The organism is Burkholderia sp. AU18528, from assembly GCF_002223215.2.
GTDB classification, from domain to species: Bacteria; Pseudomonadota; Gammaproteobacteria; order Burkholderiales; family Burkholderiaceae; genus Burkholderia; species Burkholderia semiarida.
Genome location: NZ_NKFC02000007.1, coordinates 439,145 through 457,988 on the forward strand (window position 1 = coordinate 439,145; position 18,844 = coordinate 457,988).

General features: G+C 67.3%; 13 protein-coding genes. 3 read left to right on the plus strand and 10 right to left on the minus strand.

Translation table 11 applies throughout. From position 1 onward, the window contains the following. The first annotated feature begins 676 nt into the window (after positions 1–676). Both CFB52_RS28765 and CFB52_RS28770 read left to right on the plus strand, forming a co-directional pair. Positions 677–1,678, plus strand: coding sequence for an FHA domain-containing protein (locus CFB52_RS28765; RefSeq protein WP_099318135.1), 1,002 nt, complete (start codon positions 677–679; stop codon positions 1,676–1,678). Continuing rightward, complete coding sequence (locus CFB52_RS28770) at positions 1,675–5,724, plus strand: TOMM system kinase/cyclase fusion protein (protein WP_099318220.1); 4,050 nt, start codon at positions 1,675–1,677, stop codon at positions 5,722–5,724. The genes CFB52_RS28765 and CFB52_RS28770 overlap by 4 nt, the downstream gene beginning before the upstream one ends. A 423-nt stretch (positions 5,725–6,147) precedes the next feature. On the opposite strand, the gene CFB52_RS28780 is transcribed toward CFB52_RS28770, so the two are convergent. The 10 genes from CFB52_RS28780 to CFB52_RS28825 all read right to left on the minus strand — a co-directional run bounded on the left by CFB52_RS28780 (position 6,148) and on the right by CFB52_RS28825 (position 17,631). After that, a complete protein-coding gene (locus CFB52_RS28780) occupies positions 6,148–6,720 on the minus strand; it encodes an AidA/PixA family protein (RefSeq protein ID WP_059581353.1) in 573 nt (190 codons plus the stop codon). Positions 6,721–6,848: 128 nt separating this feature from the next. Further along, entirely contained in the window at positions 6,849–7,403 is a 555-nt protein-coding gene (locus CFB52_RS28785; protein ID WP_059581350.1) for an AidA/PixA family protein, read from the minus strand. Positions 7,404–7,645: 242 nt separating this feature from the next. Next, positions 7,646–8,830, minus strand: a complete 1,185-nt coding sequence (locus CFB52_RS28790; RefSeq protein ID WP_099318137.1) for an NAD(P)/FAD-dependent oxidoreductase — start codon at positions 8,828–8,830, stop codon at positions 7,646–7,648. 9 nt (positions 8,831–8,839) lie between these two features. Further along, a complete protein-coding gene (locus CFB52_RS28795; RefSeq protein WP_099318139.1) occupies positions 8,840–10,960 on the minus strand; it encodes a LodA/GoxA family CTQ-dependent oxidase in 2,121 nt (706 codons plus the stop codon). A gap of 82 nt (positions 10,961–11,042) precedes the next feature. Then, positions 11,043–12,320: a hypothetical protein gene (locus CFB52_RS28800; RefSeq protein WP_124659251.1), complete on the minus strand. Its 1,278-nt coding sequence runs from the start codon at positions 12,318–12,320 to the stop codon at positions 11,043–11,045. Positions 12,321–12,691: 371 nt separating this feature from the next. After that, a complete protein-coding gene (locus CFB52_RS28805) occupies positions 12,692–13,783 on the minus strand; it encodes a porin (protein ID WP_099318140.1) in 1,092 nt (363 codons plus the stop codon). 168 nt (positions 13,784–13,951) lie between these two features. Then, complete coding sequence (locus tag CFB52_RS28810; RefSeq protein ID WP_059581339.1) at positions 13,952–14,674, minus strand: SDR family NAD(P)-dependent oxidoreductase; 723 nt, start codon at positions 14,672–14,674, stop codon at positions 13,952–13,954. Further along, on the minus strand, positions 14,652–15,773 hold the full coding sequence (locus CFB52_RS28815; RefSeq protein WP_099318142.1) for a 2,3-butanediol dehydrogenase: 1,122 nt from the start codon (positions 15,771–15,773) through the stop codon (positions 14,652–14,654). Before CFB52_RS28815 ends, CFB52_RS28810 begins: the two co-directional genes overlap by 23 nt. A 1-nt stretch (position 15,774) precedes the next feature. Beyond that, positions 15,775–17,079: an MFS transporter gene (locus CFB52_RS28820; RefSeq protein ID WP_099318143.1), complete on the minus strand. Its 1,305-nt coding sequence runs from the start codon at positions 17,077–17,079 to the stop codon at positions 15,775–15,777. An 18-nt stretch (positions 17,080–17,097) separates the two neighbouring features. After that, positions 17,098–17,631 (minus strand): 2,4'-dihydroxyacetophenone dioxygenase family protein, encoded by a 534-nt coding sequence (locus tag CFB52_RS28825; RefSeq protein ID WP_059581331.1) that lies wholly within the window; start codon positions 17,629–17,631, stop codon positions 17,098–17,100. Positions 17,632–17,807: 176 nt separating this feature from the next. Between CFB52_RS28825 and CFB52_RS28830 the strand changes: the two genes are divergently transcribed. After that, positions 17,808–18,788 carry a helix-turn-helix domain-containing protein gene (locus CFB52_RS28830; RefSeq protein WP_059581328.1) on the plus strand — a complete coding sequence of 327 codons (981 nt, stop codon included), beginning with the start codon at positions 17,808–17,810 and terminating at the stop codon, positions 18,786–18,788. Positions 18,789–18,844: the final 56 nt, after the last annotated feature.

An 18,844-nucleotide genomic window follows, 5' to 3' on the forward strand; every position in this document is an offset into this window, starting at 1 on the left:
GGGGGGGGCCGGGCGAATCGATACGGCGACCGGCGGGGTGCGGGGCTGTATCCGGTGTCGCGGCCGTTCGATCGACTACCCCATGTGCATCGTCGCGCCGACATACCCACGTTAGCCGGCTATCCCGAAAGGCATGAGCGGCGCGGCTTGATTTACGGACGGGTTAAACGGCATCGATTATAAAAACGCCAGGGAAAATTATTTAAACAATCGAAACGGCGTGATTTTATTTTCGCTCGGGCAAACAAAATTTCCGTGTTGGCAAAGGTCATTAATCCCGCTCTGTCATTCAATGTCGCCATACCGGTCGGATGTGTGTCTGGCGGCGATTTGCGAGACGATGAATAATTTCGACCCCTTATTGGTAACCCGGAAATTTATCGGAAACGTAAAGGATTGCAATATGAAGTCGTTATCCGTGTATTCCGGTTGCGGGGCATGATTTTATTTGGCAGGATTTCATCGGGCGCCCGATTTTAAAACAACAAAGCGATCGACAGTTCAATTTGCTGAAATAACGTGCGATGCCGGGGCGACCCCTTGCAAGACAGCTGATCAGAAAAACAGGTAACGAGGCGGCGAACGTGCGACCGTTCGCGATCATTGAATCAATCGCTTGTCCGGCAACGTCGATGCGGCACTCGAACGATCCGGGCGAATCCGACACGGGGCGGCCATGGCGATACTCAAGAACGACGCTTCCGGAGAAGCATGCCTGCTCCGCGCGTATCACGTGTTCGGCCGCGACGACGCGCGCTGCGACACGGTCATCCGGGACGGCTCGGTGTCCCGCGTCCATGCCCATGTCCGCTGGGTCGGCGGGCTCTGGGAACTCCACGATCACAGCAGCAACGGCACGTCGGTATCGGGCGTATCGTTGCGCGACGGCGAGCATGCGGTGCTGCGGCAAGGCGACGTGATCCGCTTCGGCCGGGCCGGCATCGCGCCCTGGCGCGTCGAATCGCTCGACGATCCGGCCGATACGCTGTGGCCGATCCGTGGCGCCGTGGAACCAATCGTGCTCGCGCCGCGCCAGATCCTGCCGGCCCCTGCCGCGCAGCCGGTCACGATCGTCCGATCGCCGGCCGGCGAATGGCTGTGCGACGACACGCTGCCGCCGCGCGCGCTCCATGACGGTGACGAAGTGTCGACCGGCGACTTCGCATGGCGCCTCGCCCTCGCGCGCCAAGGCTCGACGGTGACGCTCGCCGCCCACGTCGATCCGGCCGCGCCGGCGCAACTGCTCGAATTCTTCGTCAGCCGGAACGAGGAGCACGTGCGCATGCTGCTGCATGTCCGCGGCGGCGTGGTCGACCTCGGCGAGCGCGCCCATCACTACAGCCTCGTCACGCTCGCCCGCGCGCGCTCGGCCGACAGGCAGGCCGGCCACGACGCCGCCACGCAGGGATGGATCGAGCTCGACCGGCTCGCGCGCATGCTCGGCATCGACACATCCCACGTCAACGTGCAGATTCATCGCGCCCGGAGCCAGTTCGCGGCGCTGCCGGGGCTGGGCGCGAGCCAGCTCGTCGAGCGTCGGCGCGGCAGCGTCCGCTTCGGCGATGTTCCGTTCCGGATCGTGCGCGGCGAGCATCTCGAATGCGAGTGGGTGCCGAGCGGCGGGCCGCGTCCCGGCGCGCCGCGCGCGGTGCCGGGCCCGGCCGTCCATTGTCCGTGAACGCCGGAGGACCGGCCGTGTTGCCGATCGTGTCCCGCGCGCCCGCCCGGCCGGATGCATCTGAACCGCCGAGGCATGCGGCGCCTTTCGCGACGCTCGCCGGCAGATGGCATTACCGGCTTGGCGCGCTGCTCGGCGAAGGCGGCAACGGCGTGGTGTTTCGGGCGACCTGCGACGAGACGGGGCTCGCGGTCGCGATCAAGCTGATGCGCGACGACGCCGCGCTGATCGCGCCGGAGCGCATGCGCCGGCGTGCGCGCTTCCGGCGCGAGACGAGCCTGTGCGAGGCGCTGCGGCACCCGAACATCGTGGCGCTGCTGGACCAGGGGCAGGCGCCCGACGGGCGGCTGTTCGCGGTATTCGAACTGGTCGAGGGCCGGACGCTGCGCGACCGGCTCGCCGCGGACGGGCCGCTGTCGGCCATCGACACCGGGCGGCTGATGACGGAAGTGCTCGACGCGCTCGCGGCCGCCCATCGGCGCGGCATCGTGCATCGCGATCTGAAGCCGCAGAACGTCGTGATCGCGATGGCCGACGACGGGCCGCACGCGAAGCTGCTCGATTTCGGCATCGGCGCGTTGCTGCCCGGTACCGAAGACATCACGCGTCGGACCGCGACGCTCGCGACCGAGGTGCTCGGCTCGCCGCCCTACTGTGCGCCCGAGCAATTGCGCAACGAGCCGCCGACGCCCGCCAGCGACCTGTATGCGTGGGGCCTGATCGTGCTCGAATGCCTGACCGGCGAGGTCGTCATGCAGGGCGCGAGCGTGGCCGAGATCCTCCATCAGCAGCTGAGCCCCGTGGATGTCGCGCTTCCACCGCCGATCGCCGCGCTGCCGCTCGGCGCGGTCCTGCGGCATGCGCTGAACAAGAATCCTCGGCAGCGCGCCGCGTCGGCCGACGCGCTCGCGGCGCAGTTTCGTGCGCTCAACTTCGCCGCGCTCGTCGGCCGGTTCGACACCGGTCGCACCGGCCGCCGCGCACGTGCGCGCCCGCTTGGGCCGCGCGGCGAGACGATCGCGGAGGGGGGCGAGTACCGGCAGATCACCACGCTGTGCTGCTGCGTGACGATCGCCGGAGAGGGCCGCCAACGTCGTGCCGGAACCGAGCAGGGGATGGCGCTCGACGGCTACGAGGCGCAGTGGCTGACGAAGTGCGCCGATATCGCGATCGGTTACGGCGCGCACGCGGGTGGACGGCTCGGCGACACGCTGCTGTTCCATTTCGGCCTGCAAGGGGACATCGACCGGCCCGCGCGTCGCGCGGCGCGGGCGGCGCTCGACATGGTGCGCGTCGCCGAGCGTGCGCGGCTGCCGGTGCCGTCGGCCGCCGGCGGCAGTGCCGGCGGCGCGGAAGAAGGCTGGCGAGTCGAAGTGGCCGCCGCGATTCACGTCGGGCAGATGCTCGCGCATGCGTCGCACATGTCGGGCGCGTCGACGCCGGCCGCGGCGTCGCGGCTGCTGCGGCTGGCCAGGCCCGGACAGATCCTGATCAGCGACGATGCGCGGCTCGTGCTAGAACGGCATGCCGATTCGCGTCCGACCGCGTTGCGGCTGCCGCGCGCGGGCCTCGTGTCGCAGCCGGTTCATGAATTGCTCGGCGAGCGGCACGCCGATACGCCGTTCGATTCGCTCGACGCGGGCAGGCGGACGCCCATGGTCGGCCGCGCGCGCGAATTCGACGTGCTGTTGCGCGCGTGGCAGGACGCGCACGAGCGGCATCGTCGCGCGATGCGTGGCGAGCCGCTGCCGCGCGGCGTGCCGCGGCTCGTCGTCGGTGATGTGGGCTTCGGCAAGTCGCGGCTCGTGCACGAACTGTGCGAGGCCGTGCGGACGCGCGGCCATGCCTTTGCGCATTGCGGGTGCCTGCCCGAACGCGAGAATCATGCGTTGTTTCCGGTCCTGAGATTCATCGCCTCGCACTGGCACGTCGACGCCGACCACGCGCCCGGCGCCGCGCTCGCGGCGATCGACGCGATGATCGCACCGCTCGATTGCGACCATGCGGCGGCGCGTGTCGCGCTCGCGGCCTGGCTCGGGCTGCCCTGCGATGCGAACGGGCTCCTGTGGTCGAGCGCGCGCGAACAGCACGCGCTGTTCGACGTCCTCGAGCAACTGATCGTGTCGCTCGGCAACGGCGCGCCGGTGCTGCTCGTGATCGAGGACGTTCAGTGGCTCGATCGCTCGACCGAGGATTTTCTCGCGTATCTGCAGCACTCGCCGCGCGCGGCGGCACTGTGCATCGTGCTCACGTCGCGCCCCGACAAGCTCGCGCGCTGGCGCGGCGCGACCGACCGCCTGGTGCTGCGCCGCCTGCCGCGCGACGACGCGCAGCGCCTGATGTCGGCGCATCTGGGCCCGGGCGCGTTCGATCCGGCGTGGCTCGACCGACTCGCCGATCGCACCGCGGGCATCCCGCTGTTCATCGAGGCCGTCGCCCGCGAACTGACGGTGAGCGGCGCGGACGGTCCGATTGCCGAGCCAGCGGCAACGGACCCGTACCCGCTGCCGCTCGGTCTCGGCGGCATGCTCGGCCTGGCCTTCGACCGGATCGACGACGCGCGCGACACCGCGCAGTTGGCCGCGACCATCGGGCTCGAAGTGGATGCGCAATTGCTCGCCGACGCGTCGCCGCACGATCGCGCCACGCTCGACGCACATCTGCGGCTGCTGCTCGAAGAGCGGATCGTGTACGCGCAGCATCGGCGCGACCGCGTGTTCTATGCGTTCCGCCATGCGCTGATTCGCGACGCCGCGTACGAATCGATGCCGCCTGCCGTACGGCGCGGCAATCATGCGCGCGTCGGCCGTGCGCTGCTCGCGCAGGCCGATCGCGGTGCCGGTGCGCATGCGTTCGGCGTCGCCGCGCACTTCGCGCGCGCAGGCGCGTACGCGGACGCGATCGCGCACGGCATCGATGCGGCGCATCGCGCGCTCGAGCGTTCGCGATACGACGACGCGATCCGCTACGGGCAGGCCGTGTCCGACTGGCTCGCTACTGCCGATCACGCGCGGCGCGAGCACGACAGTGCGCGCATCCGCGCCACGTTGACGCACGCGACGATGGCGCGATTCGGCTGGGCCGACCCGCGGGTGCGCGAGCATGCGGAGCAGTTGCTGCGGCAGACGCAGACGCTCGACGATCCCGAACTTGAGATCAGCGCGCTGTGGACGCTGTCGACGTACTACCACGTCGCCGGCGACCGTCCGACCGTGCGCCGGATCGGCAAGCGGCTCGACACGCTGGCGACCGAGCGCGGCGATGCGGGCGTGCAGGTCGCGGCGGACGCGATGCGCGGTATGAGCCTGTGGATCGACGGCGACTATGCGCGCGCCCGTGCCGCGTTCGACGCGGTGCTGGCTGGCTACGACGTGCGACGCGACGCGGGGCACCGGCGCGTCCTGGCGCTCGATACGCGCGCGTGGGCGATGGCGTCGCTCGCCAGCGTGCGCTGGTGCATGGACGACGATCCGCAGCCGTCGTTCGCGATGGCGCGCGAAGCCGTCTATTGCGCGACCTGTCTCGATCATCTGCCGACGCTCGGCGTCACGATGCTATACCTCGCGCGCACGCATCAGCTCGCCGGAGACCGCGACGCGGCGCGAGCGGTGTCGGAAGCGATTCTCCGCCTCGCGGACGAGCACCGGCTGCGGGCAGTCGGGCATTACGCCGCGATCATTCATGCGTGGGCGCAACGCGATCGCGCGGGCGTCGTCGCGCACCTCGATGCGCAGCGGCAGTCGGGCGGCCTGCTCGGCATGACCTACTACGCGTCGTTGCTTGCCGAGCTGGATGCCGAACGCGGCGACTACGGCGCGGCGCTCGCGCAGGTCGGACAGTGTCTCGCCTGGTGCGAATCGAGCGGCGAACGGTATTACGAAGCCCAGCTGTTGCTCAAGCAGGCCGAGTTCTTGCGCCGGGCCGATCCGCGCTGCGGCGGCGTGGCCGCGCTCGATGCGTGCCGGCGCGCAGCCGAAATTGCAACGACGGCGGGCATGGGCCGGATCGCGAGGCTCGCCGAGGCGACGTTGCAGTCGTTGCCGTAAGCCGTTCAAACCGACATTCAGCAGAGCAGACGACCGCGCGACCGTCATCCGGGCGATCGCCCTCGCCTGGCATTCGCCGACGTTTCTCGACAAGCTCGAGGCCGGTCCGCCGCACGCTGACGACGCGGCGCTCCGGAGTGCGCTCGACGCGGCCGGTATCGACATTGAAAGGGAGTCCGAACTGACTATCGCGATCGCCGATACGCACGACCGCGACGATCTCGCCGTATGCGTCGCCCGCGCGGCGGTGTGACGAAGCGGAGCTTAATCCGGCGCTGCGGTTTCCATGACCTGGCCTCGGGTCCGCCCGTGGCCGGCTGCGGGATGGAACCGCCAACGGGAAAGCGGAGAATGAGCCGAGGTCGTCCGCCGGGCATGGTCCGGCGCCTTGTTCCGGGTTGCGTCCAAGGCGCCGGCTCGAGTTCACCTGTCGGTGATGGTGATGTACGGATCCCAGGTGACATAGCCCTTCAACTGCGCGTGCCGGTCGTAAATCGCGACGACGAACGTATAGGTCTCGGTGCCGGGGCTGAGCACGGTGGCTTGCGCGTAGTAGTCCGCGCGCGGCTCTTCGTTCACGCGGTTGTTGTCGGGCCAGCCCGGCGCGGGATAAGGCTCGGTGACGTTGGCGGTGAGGTACGAAACCTGCCCAAGCCGATTGGGACCGATCGCAGTGAAGCGATACAGGAAGCACTTGTAGTCCGCCGTGTCGGTCAACGACACGGTGCGCCAGCGGATCACGTCGTTGACGCTGGCCTTGATCCGCAAATTGCTGCCCGCCTCGCCCTGGTCGACGCCCTGCAACGGGCCCTGGCCGTAGCCGTACGCCGCATTCGCCAGCGTGGTGATCATGTAGACGGTGTCGGGATTCTGGCCGAGAGGGGTCGGCGCATCCGGACGCTTGCTGAGCGAGTTGGCGTTCCTGTTCAGGATTTCCTCGACATCGAACGCGGTCAGGACGTCGATGATGTTGTAGGTGCTCAGAATTTCAGGCATGACAGCTCCTTTTCGATTGTACGGCGTTGAAAAAACGATGCTTCGGCCAGCGGCGCCGATGCAGTACGGACCGCCGGGCGCATGAAGCCGGCGCGGCCCTTCCCGACATGCGGGGCGCCCGTGCGCGTTCAGTTGCGGATCGTGATGGACGGGTCCCACTGGAAGTAGCCCACCAGCTCGCCGTTGCGCTGATACATCGCCACGACGAACGTATAGGTGGCCGAGCCCTGGCTGCGCGCCGTGGCTTGCCAGTAGAAGTCCGAGCCGGGTCGTTCCTTCACGCCGTTGTTCGGCCAGCCCGGTGCCGGATCGGGTTCGCTCGGGTAGGTATGTTCGAACGTCGGCTGAGACAGCGGCGGGTCGTTCGGGGAGGTGACCGAGAGGAACTTGAACGTGTGGATGAAGCACTGGTAGTCCGCGACGTCGGTCAGCGAGACGGTGCGCCACCGGACGATGTCGTTGACCTCGACGCGCATGCTCAAGTTGCTGCCGGCCTGGCCGGAAATGACGTTCCTGTCCGTGGTGATCATGTAGACCTCGTCGTAGCCGTTGGACGGCAACGGAGTCGGTCTGGTCGGATCCTGGCTGAGCTGCTTGCCCGGCTTTTGATAGCCGAGGATTTTTTCGACGTCGAACGCGGTCAGGACGTCGACGATGTTGTAGGTACTCAAGATCTGGGACATGGCAGTTCCTTTCACGCTTGATCGTTGGCGAAACACGCCGCCGCGCGACGATGCCCGGGGCGCTTGCACCTCACTCGTCCTGCGAGACCGCGTTCGGGAAGAACGCGGACCTCGCAGGCGTAACGACAGCGTAGGAAGAATCGGATTGCGAAGCGATTACACGCGGTTACAGCGTGCGTGTGACGACGCATGCGGTGTGCGATGGTGTCGGTGCTGGACAGCAACCGTGTCGCGCAAGGCGTTCAGGCAAGGCTCGACGCCTCGGTGCACTGCCGCCAGAAATCCGCTGCCGGCCAGCGCTGCTCGAGGCCGTAGAAGTGATGCCGCATCTGCAGGTAGCGCCGGTATTGCGCGTCGACCATCCGCGCGAACGCTTCCAGTGCATGCGGATCGCCATCCATGTGCTTCCGGATGGTTTCCGCTGCGGCGATGCCGTTCGAGATCGATTTGACGATGCCTTGTGCCGTGATCGGATCGTAGGCCGAGGCGGCGTCCCCGATCGCCAGCCAGTTGTCGCCGTACAGTCGATCGAGGTGATGCGACGGCGCTGGATACGACTTCACGCGCAGATCGGACAGATCGAGGCCCAGGTCGCACACGAGCTGCCATGTGCGCCGCGCGGCCTGAAGCATGCGACGCCATGACTCCGCCCGATGCAGCCGCATCGTCCGGACTGCCGGCGCATGCGTGGCGAACATAACGACGACCATCCTGCCGGGCACCGATGCGAGGTACCACCAGCCATGCTCTACCGCTTCGAGGTGTGTGAGCATCGAAGCAGGCGCGCCGGTGTCCGGCCGCGCAAGCCTTGCCGCGATGCAGATCAGCGGATTCGCGTCGAGCCGTGTCGCGCCGCGTTGCCGGGCGAATGCCGCGCGCGCGCCGCTGGCATCCACGACGAAATCCGCCTGAACGCGCGACGCGACATGGGTCGCCCGTCCCAGGCTCAATGTATGCCCGGACGCGGCATGCGGCGCGGATGCCAGCAACGTATGGCCGGTCAGCAATTCCGCCCCGGCGGCGCGCGCCTGCGAGGCGAGGAATGCGTCGAACCTGCGCCGGTCGAGATGCCAGCCATGCCCGTGCGGGCTCAGCACGGAGTCGTTATAGCCGCGTTTGTCGCTGCCCCAGTACGAGCAGCTGCCGTAGCAAGGCTCGTGCGCTTGCGCGACGAAGGCGGCGTCGATGCCGAGGCGGCGGAACAGAATCCGGCTCTCCGGCGGAATGCTTTCGCCGATCCGCGCGTCGGCATAGGAACCGGCCTCGACGAGCAGAATGTCGGCGATGCCGGCCCTTGCCAATGCCAGCGCGCAACTGCTGCCCGCCGGCCCGCCGCCGATCACCGCGACCCGGTAGCGGGCCCGGTCGGGTGCCGGTGCGGCCGGGCGTTCGATGGACGGCGTCTGCACGATCCGTTCGGCGAGCATCGTGCGACCTCAGCTGTTATCGGGCGGCAGGAGCGGGTCGGTCACGGTGTTGGGCCATGGCTGCACGAGGTTGCTGTAGTCCTTCTTGAAGAGGCTCTGCACTTCGAGGTAGTAGTTCGGCGGATACTTGCCGTCGTACTCGTCTATCGCTACGCCCTGTATCACGAAGCCGATCTTGTCCCAGTCGAGCAGGATGTCGACGCGATTCTGATAGCGCCCGACGTTCATGGCCGGCGAATTGAAGGTCTTGCTCGAATCCTGCTGAATGGCGGCCGTGCCTTCGCCGCGTACCGAGTAACGCTGCACGGGCAGCGCGCCGTGGTTCGCGACCAGGTCGTCGTAGGTGTAGACGGCCACTGGTCGCTGCGCGGGCCACGACCAGTACAGGGTCGTGTTCACGCCGCTATACACGTTGCTGCCATCCGGATCGATTTCGCCGCCCGGATTGGGTGTGGGCAAGTGGGTCGAGCAGGAGTTGTAGTCCGTGTGCCACGGAATCGCCATGAATTTGCACAGATCGCCTGGCTCGACCGGGTTGCCGCGCAGCGGGAAATAGCCGACGCCGAGGAACGGCTGGTTCGCGCTGACGGTCGTGTAGTCGAGCGGGCGCATGTTGATGCGGAACGGGCCGACCGCCGGGCCACCCGTGCGGCTGGTCTGCCAGTTCGGGTTGTACAGGTTGGGGTCGCGGACGATGAACGTCAGATCGATGCCGGGGCTGAACCGCCCGCCGAGGCAGTTCGACAGCACGTTCCGGTCGAGCGCCTCGCCCGGGCCGTACGATACCGGCGACGCTTGCTCGGACAGGCCGTTCGCCCATTGCCGGACGAAGAAGTACTGGGCCCGGGTCAGCGTCAGGAAGCTCGCTTGATTGTCGCCGAGCGCGAGCGGCATCAGCGGCGAGCCGACCGCTGCCGCTGGCGACCGCGGATCCGGATCCCGAATGAACGACATGATGTTGAACGGCGGCCTGGCGGCCGTCAGCTTGTCGATATTGTCGTGGCTCTTCATCGCCGTGGCCGGCAAATTGGTATTCCACATCTGCAACGACGCGGCCCGCAGGATCGGGAAGATGTATTCGTCGAACGACGGCCGGAAATCCTCCCGGTAAACGCCTTTGTCGTGGATGTCGGGTCGCAGCCCGAATGTCTCGATCCACGTGGCCAGGATCTCGTCCCACAGCGTCACGATATTTCTCGTCTGAGGCGCGTACGACGGGTCGGTCGAGACCACCCATGCGCCGCTGTCGACGGCGCGGGCGGTACCGTCGTTGAACACGAGGATCGCCGTGACGGGGCCATCGCCGGTATCGTCGAGCCAGTTGTCGTTGTCGACGTCGTGCACCAGCGGAGCGTCGGCGTTGGCGCGGCCGTTGGCGTCGAATCCACACGCGAAGCCATATGCGCCCAGCACGAGCAGCCGCCCGTTCGATTCCGTGGTCAGCGCGCCCAGCGTGGTGATCGGATGGCTGCCCGTGCCGGGCGGCAGGTTCGCGACGTTCGACGCGGGAAACGCGACCGGATAGCGCGGCACGTCGACGATATCGCCGGTGGCCGAGCCGTAACTGGCTCGCGTGTTCTTGTCGAATGGGACGGTGCTGCGCGAGGACGCCTTGATCGCGCGCGGCCCGGCATCGATGATCAGCTTTTGCAGCCGTGTCTGGTTCGACGGATCGGACGTCGATGCAAAGCTCGCGTTGCGGATCGGCGGATGCTGGCCGTTCTCGTACGCGGCCAGTCCCGCCGGCGTCGCCTCCATGATCCAGCAGTTGGCCTTCTTGTTGGCGAGGTGCACGGTCCACACGATGTCCTTCACGACCTTGCCATCCACCGACGAACCGATCACGACTTCGGCGCCTGTCCCGGTCGGGTAACGTGTGAGCGCCGCGTCGTCGTACTGATAGATCCTGAAGCGCGCGGCTTGCCGCTTGAGGCGCCCCGCGGCGTCGCGCAGGTCGCTGCTCGTGATCGGCGTGCTTTCCGTGCCCGGCTTGATCGGCAGGCCGCCGGTGAGGGCCTGCCCGTCGAGAGGCAGGCCGGCCGAGGTCTCCGGCGCAATGTAGTACTCCTCGCTGCTACCGACACGCGCGAAGCCGATAGCGGGATGGATGCGTAACTTCGTGTTTGTCATGACGGGCCTCTGGAATCTCGATGGCGGTCGCGCAGGCGGTCGCCGTCCTGCACGGATGGATGGCAGCGAAACCGGGGCGACGCTATCGCCGGATCTGTGGGTTGTTCATGTACTTGCGCAACAGGATGTGGCTCGTGCTGATGTCCTTGCCCGGCAGCGTCAGCGTCAGGTCGTTCGTGTCGGTGACGGCCATCGTGTTGTGACAGCTGAAGCATTGATGCTTCGAAACCTGGTTCTGCGTGAAGGTCTCGATGACCGAGTTGGACAGTTTCGGCGTGCCGCGGATGGCCTTGGAGTCGAAATTCGGGCTCCAGTCCGGGTGGAACGGCTCGTCGGGATCCTTGATCCAGACCGCGCCCACTTCCCTGTAGTACTGCCAGATGGAGTTGTTCTTCACCAGGCGGGCCAGGATGTCGCCGTTGAGCTCCGTGATGTTGGCCTGGTTCGTGCTGTCGGCCCCGCCATACTGGTATTGCCGGCACACCTGCGTGACCGGCGCCAGGATCTGCGTCTTCTCGTCGATCGTCACCCGCGACGCATTGTTGACGTTGCAATCCGACGCCTTGGTGCCCGCCTGGTAGAACGTGAACGACTTGTCGGAAACGGGTTGCGACGGGCGCTGGTTGGGCTGGAAGTCCGGCGCGTTGTCGACGTGCTCGAACGTCGACCAGATCGCCTCCGGATGACCCTTGACGACCCACGCGATATGAAACCCGACCAGCGCGACCTTCACGGTGGCGGTGCTGGGTTGCGGCGGGATGCCGACCGCATTGCCCGTCTTCGCCAGCAACTGAATTCTCGCGGTGGTCGTGTAGAAGCGGCTCGTGTCTTCATTCGCGCCGACGATTTTCCACGCCGCCTTCAGCGACAGCGCGCCGGTGGTGAATTCGAGCGTGGGTCGCGCGTTCTGCATGCCGGCACGCGTGTACAGCTTGTTGGCGATCGAGAAATCGCGATAGATCGGATTGATGTACATGTTCGTGTAAACCGCGCGGCCATTCCGGTCGATCACGATGCCGAGCGAATCGGCCTGCTGCACGCCGTCCAGCACGTGCTCGGTGGGCAGCGCCACGCTAGGATCGATGGCTGCATCGGAATACAGGCTGTCGAAGCGCGGCGCGCCGTTCAGCGTGTCGGTGAGCCAAAGGAACGCGTGCCAGGAGAAGCGGTGGAAGTTGCAATTCTCGTTCTTGGGATCGTTCGGATCCTGGAACTGCGGATCGAGATAATTTGGCTCGGTGATGCCGGCGGAAGTAAACCACTGGTCGAATGCCGTGCACGGCTTTGCCGCCGCGGGCTGACTGAAACCGGCGCAGCAGCTGATCATCGCGACCGCCACGCAACTGCCAAGGTTTTTCATGCGCTTCTCCGCTCGTTCAAGGGTCGGTGGGGCAAGACGCCGGATGCGGTCCGACGCAGTGCGCTCGCCGTGCTGTCCGGCGTCGCAATGCGAAGCGAACGGTTTGCTGCATCGAGGATGGAAGTGGGGGCGACGGCAATTTCCGTTCGAACCCAAGGCTAGGTCGGCGATGTTCTCGAATCAATTACACGCGATTACGCCGCCGGGGCAGGTTGCAGACCGTGTTGCCGATGCCGGCCATTGAATCGAAAAAGGAAACGGCGTGACGATGCGAGACGGGCCCGTCCGGTTGCGACGCCGCTGCGATGCCGGCGCCGGTTACGCCGTACGCTCGCCGGCGCCGCGCGTGCGCCGGCGGAATGATCCGCCCATCAGAACCGCGCACTGATCCCCACCCGCGCGATCGACTGCAACGCGCCGCTCGCCGCGCCGTCCGCGTCCATCACGCCGTTGATCTGCGCGTGCCTGCCGCGGCTCGCGCGCTGATGCACGCCCGCGACGTACACCATCGTGCGCTTCGACAGCCAATACTGGACGGCGGCGAGCAACTGGTGCGCATGGGCATTGTCGAGCGTGTCGTTGCCCTTCATGTACGTGTAGCTCGCCCCGATCACCCAGGCCGGCGACGGATGCCATGCGGCGCCAGCTTCCGCCGACCACGCGAGCGCGCCGTTCCGCGCATTGCGCACGGTCGTGAAGAGCGCCTTCCCCGTGACCGTGCCGACCGTGTAGTGCATGCCGGCGCCCCAGTTGCGCACGCTGGTGGCGGGCATCCCGCCGGCCGCGCCGTATTTCTGATTCGTATAGGCGGCGCCCGCGCCGAACGGGCCGTTGTCGTAGCTTGCGCCGACGCTGACTGTGTTGTTCGCGCCGATCGATCCCGCGACGTTGCCGAAGCCGTACAGCGCGCCGATGGTTAGGCCCGACAGCGACGGGCTCGTGTACTTGACCGAATTCGCGACGCGATTGCTGCCGGCGACGCGGTCCCAGTCGAACGCGCCGGTCGGGTTGTTCGGTAGCGCGAGCCGGTCGAACGGCCCGTTGCGAAAGCCGTACAGGCCGACGAGATCCTGCGCGATCTCGTTGCCGCCGGCGGCGAGCGAATCGACCATGAACTCGTACTGGTTGCCGAGCGTCAGCGTGCCGTACCGGTCGTTCTGCAACCCGACATAGGCCGTGCGCGCGAACAGCCCGCCGCCGATGATCGAGCCGTTGCCGAGCGAATACTGGTTGACGAGCCGGAAGATCGCGCGCGTGCCCGCGCCGAGATCCTCCTTGCCTTCGAAGCCGAGCAGGTTCGGAAAGAAGATGTTGTCGCCGAATTTCGCGGCGCCGTGGCCGTCTTGATTGCTGACGTAGCTGATGCCGGCATCCATCAGCCCGAACATCGTCACGCTGCTCTGAGCGAATGCCGCGGCCGGAAGCGTGCAGGCCACGAGCGCCAGAAGGGTCTTTTTCGTCATCTCCAAAGTGCTCCTCACATGTTTCCGATCGGGTCGGATATTTTTTAATGGGACTACTGATTGATACGAATAAACCGAACCGGGTGAACCCGGTTCAGCGACAATCGAAGGGAATCGCGATGTGCAACGGGCATCGGCGGGTCGCGCCGATGCGTCAAGCGTCGTGTGCTACACCGTCGAATACCCGCCGTCCACCGGCACGATCGCGCCGGTGACGAACGACGCGCCGGGCGAGCACAGGAACAGGATCACTTCCGCGACTTCGTCGGCCGTGCCCCAGCGCCCGAGCGGCGTGCGCTCGAGGATCCGTCGCGACGCCTGCGTGTCGGCCATCAGCCCGCTGCTGAGCGGCGTGTCGATCCAGCCCGGCGCGACCGCGTTCACGCGAATGCCGTGATCGGCCCACGCCTGCGCGAGCGAACGCGTGAGCTGCGCGATACCGCCCTTGCTCGCGCTGTACGCGGGCCGGTCCCTGCTGCCGAAGTACGTGTACATCGACGCGATATTGACGATGCTGCCGCCGTGGGCCGCCAGCGCGGGCAGCGCGGCGTCTGATGCTCGCATCACCGACGTCAGGTTCACGTTCAGCACGCGCTCGAACTGGTCCATCCGGTATTCGTCCGCGTGGCGGCTGATGCCGACGCCGTTGACGAGCACGTCGAGCCGCGGCAGCGCGGCGATCGTGCGCGTCAGTGCCGCGCCGTCGGCCACGTCGAGCTCCACGCACCGGACGCCGGCATGCACTGGCGCATGCGGGCCGGCCGCATCGAGCCCGAGGGCGACGACCGATGCGCCGGCCTGCGCGAACCGCAGCGCGGTGCGCGCGCCGATCCCCGACGTGCCGCCCGTCACGACGACGGACTGCCCTTCAAACGTCCACTGACGACTCATGCTCGACACTCCCGAGGGTGGATGCGCGGCGGGCCGGCCGCTGCGCGGGTGAAACGAGGATCTTGATCTGCGCGCGGTCGGCGAGCAGCGCGTCGAAGCCGTCGGTGACGGCGTCTTCGAGCGACACGGTGCGCGTGACGATCGACGTGAGGTCGAGCGCGCCCGACGCGACGATGCGCAGCAGGTCTTCGTACGCATGCCGATAGCCGACGCTCGCGGTGAAGGTCAGCTCGTCGTTGACCGCGCGGAACGCGTCGAAACCCGCGTGCGGCATCAGGCCGACCATCACGACGCGGCCGCCCTTGCGCAGCGCCTGCATCGCGGATTCGAACGTGACCTGCAATCCGGCCGCCTCGAAGCTCGTATCGACGCCGAGCCCGCCCGTGGCCGCGCGAATCGCGTCCTGCAACGCGGACACATCGAGCCCGCGCGCGTCGAACGCATGCGTCGCCCCGAAGCGCGTGGCGGCCGCGAGCCGTTCCAGCGACACGTCGACGGCGACGATCGTCGTCGCGCCCTGCAGCTTCGCGAGCATGATCAGCAGCAGGCCGATCGGCCCGAGCCCGAACACCGCGCAGGTGTCGCCGAGCCGCAGTTCGGCGCGCCGCAGCGCGTGCAGCGCGACGGCGGCCGGCTCCATCACCGCGGCCTGTTCGAGACTCACGCCGTCGGGCAGGCGATGCAGCATGTAGGCCGGCACGACCGCGAAGTCGGCCATCCCGCCGTCGCCCATCAGCCCGGCGAAGCCCATCGACACGCACAGGTTGTACGACCCCGAGCGGCAGTACGCGCACTGGCTGCAGCGATACTCGGGCTCGACCGCGACGCGGTCGCCGGTGCGCAGCGTCGTCACGCGTTCGCCGACTTCGACGACGGTGCCGCAGAACTCGTGGCCGAGCGTCAGCGGCGCGGTGCGGCGCGACAGCGGATGCGGCGCGTCGACCGGAATCGCGTGCGGGCCGTCCGCGTATTCGTGCAGGTCGCTGCCGCAGATGCCGCAATACGCGACCGCGATGCGCACGTCGCCTGGCCCGATGCGCGGCGTGTCGATTTCGACGAGACGGACGTCGCGCGCGCCATGCCATTGAAGTGCGCGCATGTCAGCGTCCTCCGAGGTTCTGCGTGTCGAGGCGGCCGGCGGTGGCGCCTGCCAGCGCGCGCTTGCGCAGCACGGCCGGCGCGGTTTCGACGAGGCCGAACGACAGCACGCACGCGAGGATCGCGCCGATGGTCGACGTCCACATCGCGAACTGCAGGCCATACCTGTCCGCCGCGAAGCCGGCGACGGTCGGCGCGACGAAGCCGCCGATCAGCTCGCCAGCGCCCATGATCAGCCCCAGTGCGCTCGCGATCGCGCGCGGCGGCACCGTTTCGGCCGGGATCGTCGCCATGAACAGCGTGAAGCAGCCCAGCCCCGTGTACGTGACGAACACGAGCGCGCCGAGCGCCCACACCGGGCCGACATGGATCAGCACGACCGGGCACACGGCTGCGATCAGCGCGAACGCGATCATCGTCGGCTTGCGGCCGATCCGGTCGGAGATCGCCGGCACGGCGAAGCCCCAGAACACCCACGCGGCGCCGAGGCAGGTCATCACGACGCCCATGCCGGACGGCGACAGGTGGCGGCTTTCCACGAGGAACACCGGCGCGAACGAGATGATCACGACGAACCACGTGAGGAAGAAGCAGCTGATCAGCACGCAGAGCAGGATGTTGCGTTCCTTCAGCAATGCCCAGCGGCTGACGTCGGCGCCGCGTGCGGCCGGTACCGCGGTGGTATCGGCCTGCGCGTGGCGCGCGCCGCCGGGCGGCATTTCGCGCACCCAGCGCCAGATGCCGAACGCGATCAGGAAGCCCGGAACGCACGACACGTAGAACGCCTCGCGCCAGCCGTATGCGGTGGCGATGCCGATCACGACCGGCGGGCCGATCATCGCGCCGAGCAGGCCAGCGGCCGAGCCCTGCAGCAGGCCCATGTTCAGCCCGCGTCGGCTCGGCGTCGAACTCGCGACCATCAGCGATTGCGACAGCGGCAGCACGGGGCCTTCGGCGATACCCATCAGCGCGCGAAACGCGATCAGGCTCGCGAAGCCGCCGACGAGGCCCGACAGCGCCGAGCACACGGAAAAGCCGAGCACGGCCGCGATCAGCAGCGGCTTGCGCGTGCCGCGCGCGTCGGACCACGCGCCGGTCGCAGCACCCGACAGCGCCCACGTGAGCGCGAGCGCGGACGACACCATGCCGAGCTGCGTGTTCGTCAGGTGCAGCTCGGCCGACATGAACGGGAACAAGAACGACAGCGCGAGGCGGTCGAAGAACACAAAGCCGAACGTCATGAACAGGATCAGCAGCAGCCTGTTCTCGTACGTCCAGGCAGGTCCGGAAGAGGAAGGGGATGTCATCGTGAGCCTCGCCGCGCGTCAGCGGAACAGTTTCTCGATCGCTTGCGCGCCGAGGCCGACCTTCTCGTAGTGCGCCTTGCACATCGCGATGTACGAATGCACGTCGAAGTAGCCGTCGGGATTGCCTTCTTCGTCGAGCCAGATCAGCGGGCCCTTGACGATGAAGAACGCGCGCATCGGCTCGGGGTGATCGAATGCGACGAGCGTGTGGCCTTCGCCCGGCGTCTCGTAGACGAAATCGCCGCGCGTCGCGGTCCATTCGTGCTCCAGGTAGCCCCATTTCCCGGACAGCGTGTACGCGAACACCTCGTGCGGGTGATAGTGCCGGTTCACGAGCCCGGCTTCCTTCGCCATCAGGATGTCGCACCATTTGTTCTGCGACGGCGAGATCCACAGCGGCCGCGACGACACCGTTTCGGTAAACGGAACGTAATAGCGCTCGTCGTCGGTGGCCGCGTTCGGGATGTAGGCTTCGGGGAGCGCATCGGGCTTGAACGGATTGGCAATCGCCGGGATGTTTTGCCAGAATTCGGATACGGCTTGGTCGACCACGGTCTGTCTCCTTGTATGGGTTGTCGTGGGCTCGACTTTAGTCAGCCGGTGCGCGCCGCTCTTGACTGGGCTGGACGAATTGCTTGATCGCGCCGGACATTGCATCGCACCAAGATCCAGACGAACCATTCCCCGATCGGTGCCGCTCCGCACGACTGGCGCCAGCAGGAGGCGACGTGACGAATTCGACCGTTCTTTCATGCACGCGAGGCTCGACGGCCGACGTGCCGGCGCGCGACAGGATGGCGTACTGGGATGCGTTCAACGCGGCGACGCTGGTCGGCCTGCGCTGCTCGTCGCTGTCGCCGGCCGGGCTCGAAGTCGAGAAGACCGACATCGCGCTGCCGGGCCTCGGCATCGCGGACATCAGCGGGCAGGATCACGTGATCGAGCGCGGCCCCGCGCTGGTGCGCCAGTTGCCGAAGGAGTCGCTGTTCGCGTGCCAGATCGTCAGCGGGCGCGCGTATTTCATCCAGCGCGACCGCTGCCTGCTCGCGGAAGCCGGCGATGTCGTCGTCTACGACACGCGCGTGCCCTATCTATTCGGATTCCTGACGCCGATGCGGCAGCTGCTGATCGATATCCCGATCACGACGTTCGACGACCGCCTCGATGCGGAGCTGGCCGCGCTGCCGCTGCGGATCGCGCCGAAGCCGGGTGCGGGCGCGATGCTCGGCGCGACGTTGCGCACGAGCGTCGAGCGGTTCATGAAGGCGCCCATCGAGCGCGACGCCGCGCGGTTCGCCGAGCATGCGCGCACGCTGGTCGCGGAACTCATCGACACCGAAGTGAACGGCGCGGGCGCATCGCGCGCGTCGCTGTCGTACCTGCTGACCGCAAAGCAGTACATCGCGACGCATCTCGGCGAGCCGGAGCTTGCGCCGCAAGCCGTCGCCGATGCGGTCGGGCTGTCGCTGCGGCATCTGGGTCGCCTCTTCGCGGCCGAAGGCGAGTCGATCACGCAGCACATCTGGTCGGAGCGGCTGTCGCACGCGCATCGCGAGCTGACGGATGCGCGGCTACGCAAGACGAGCGTCGGCGAGATCGCGTTTCGCTGGGGGTTCTCGAGCCAGGCGCACTTCAGCCGCGCGATCCGCGAGCGCTACGGCGCGTCGCCGATGGCGCTGCGCGATGCGGCGCGTGAGGCCGTGGGGTGACGCCGGCTTGCGGATGATTCGGCGGCCGCGCGTGCATCACGCGCCGCTTTCGTTTT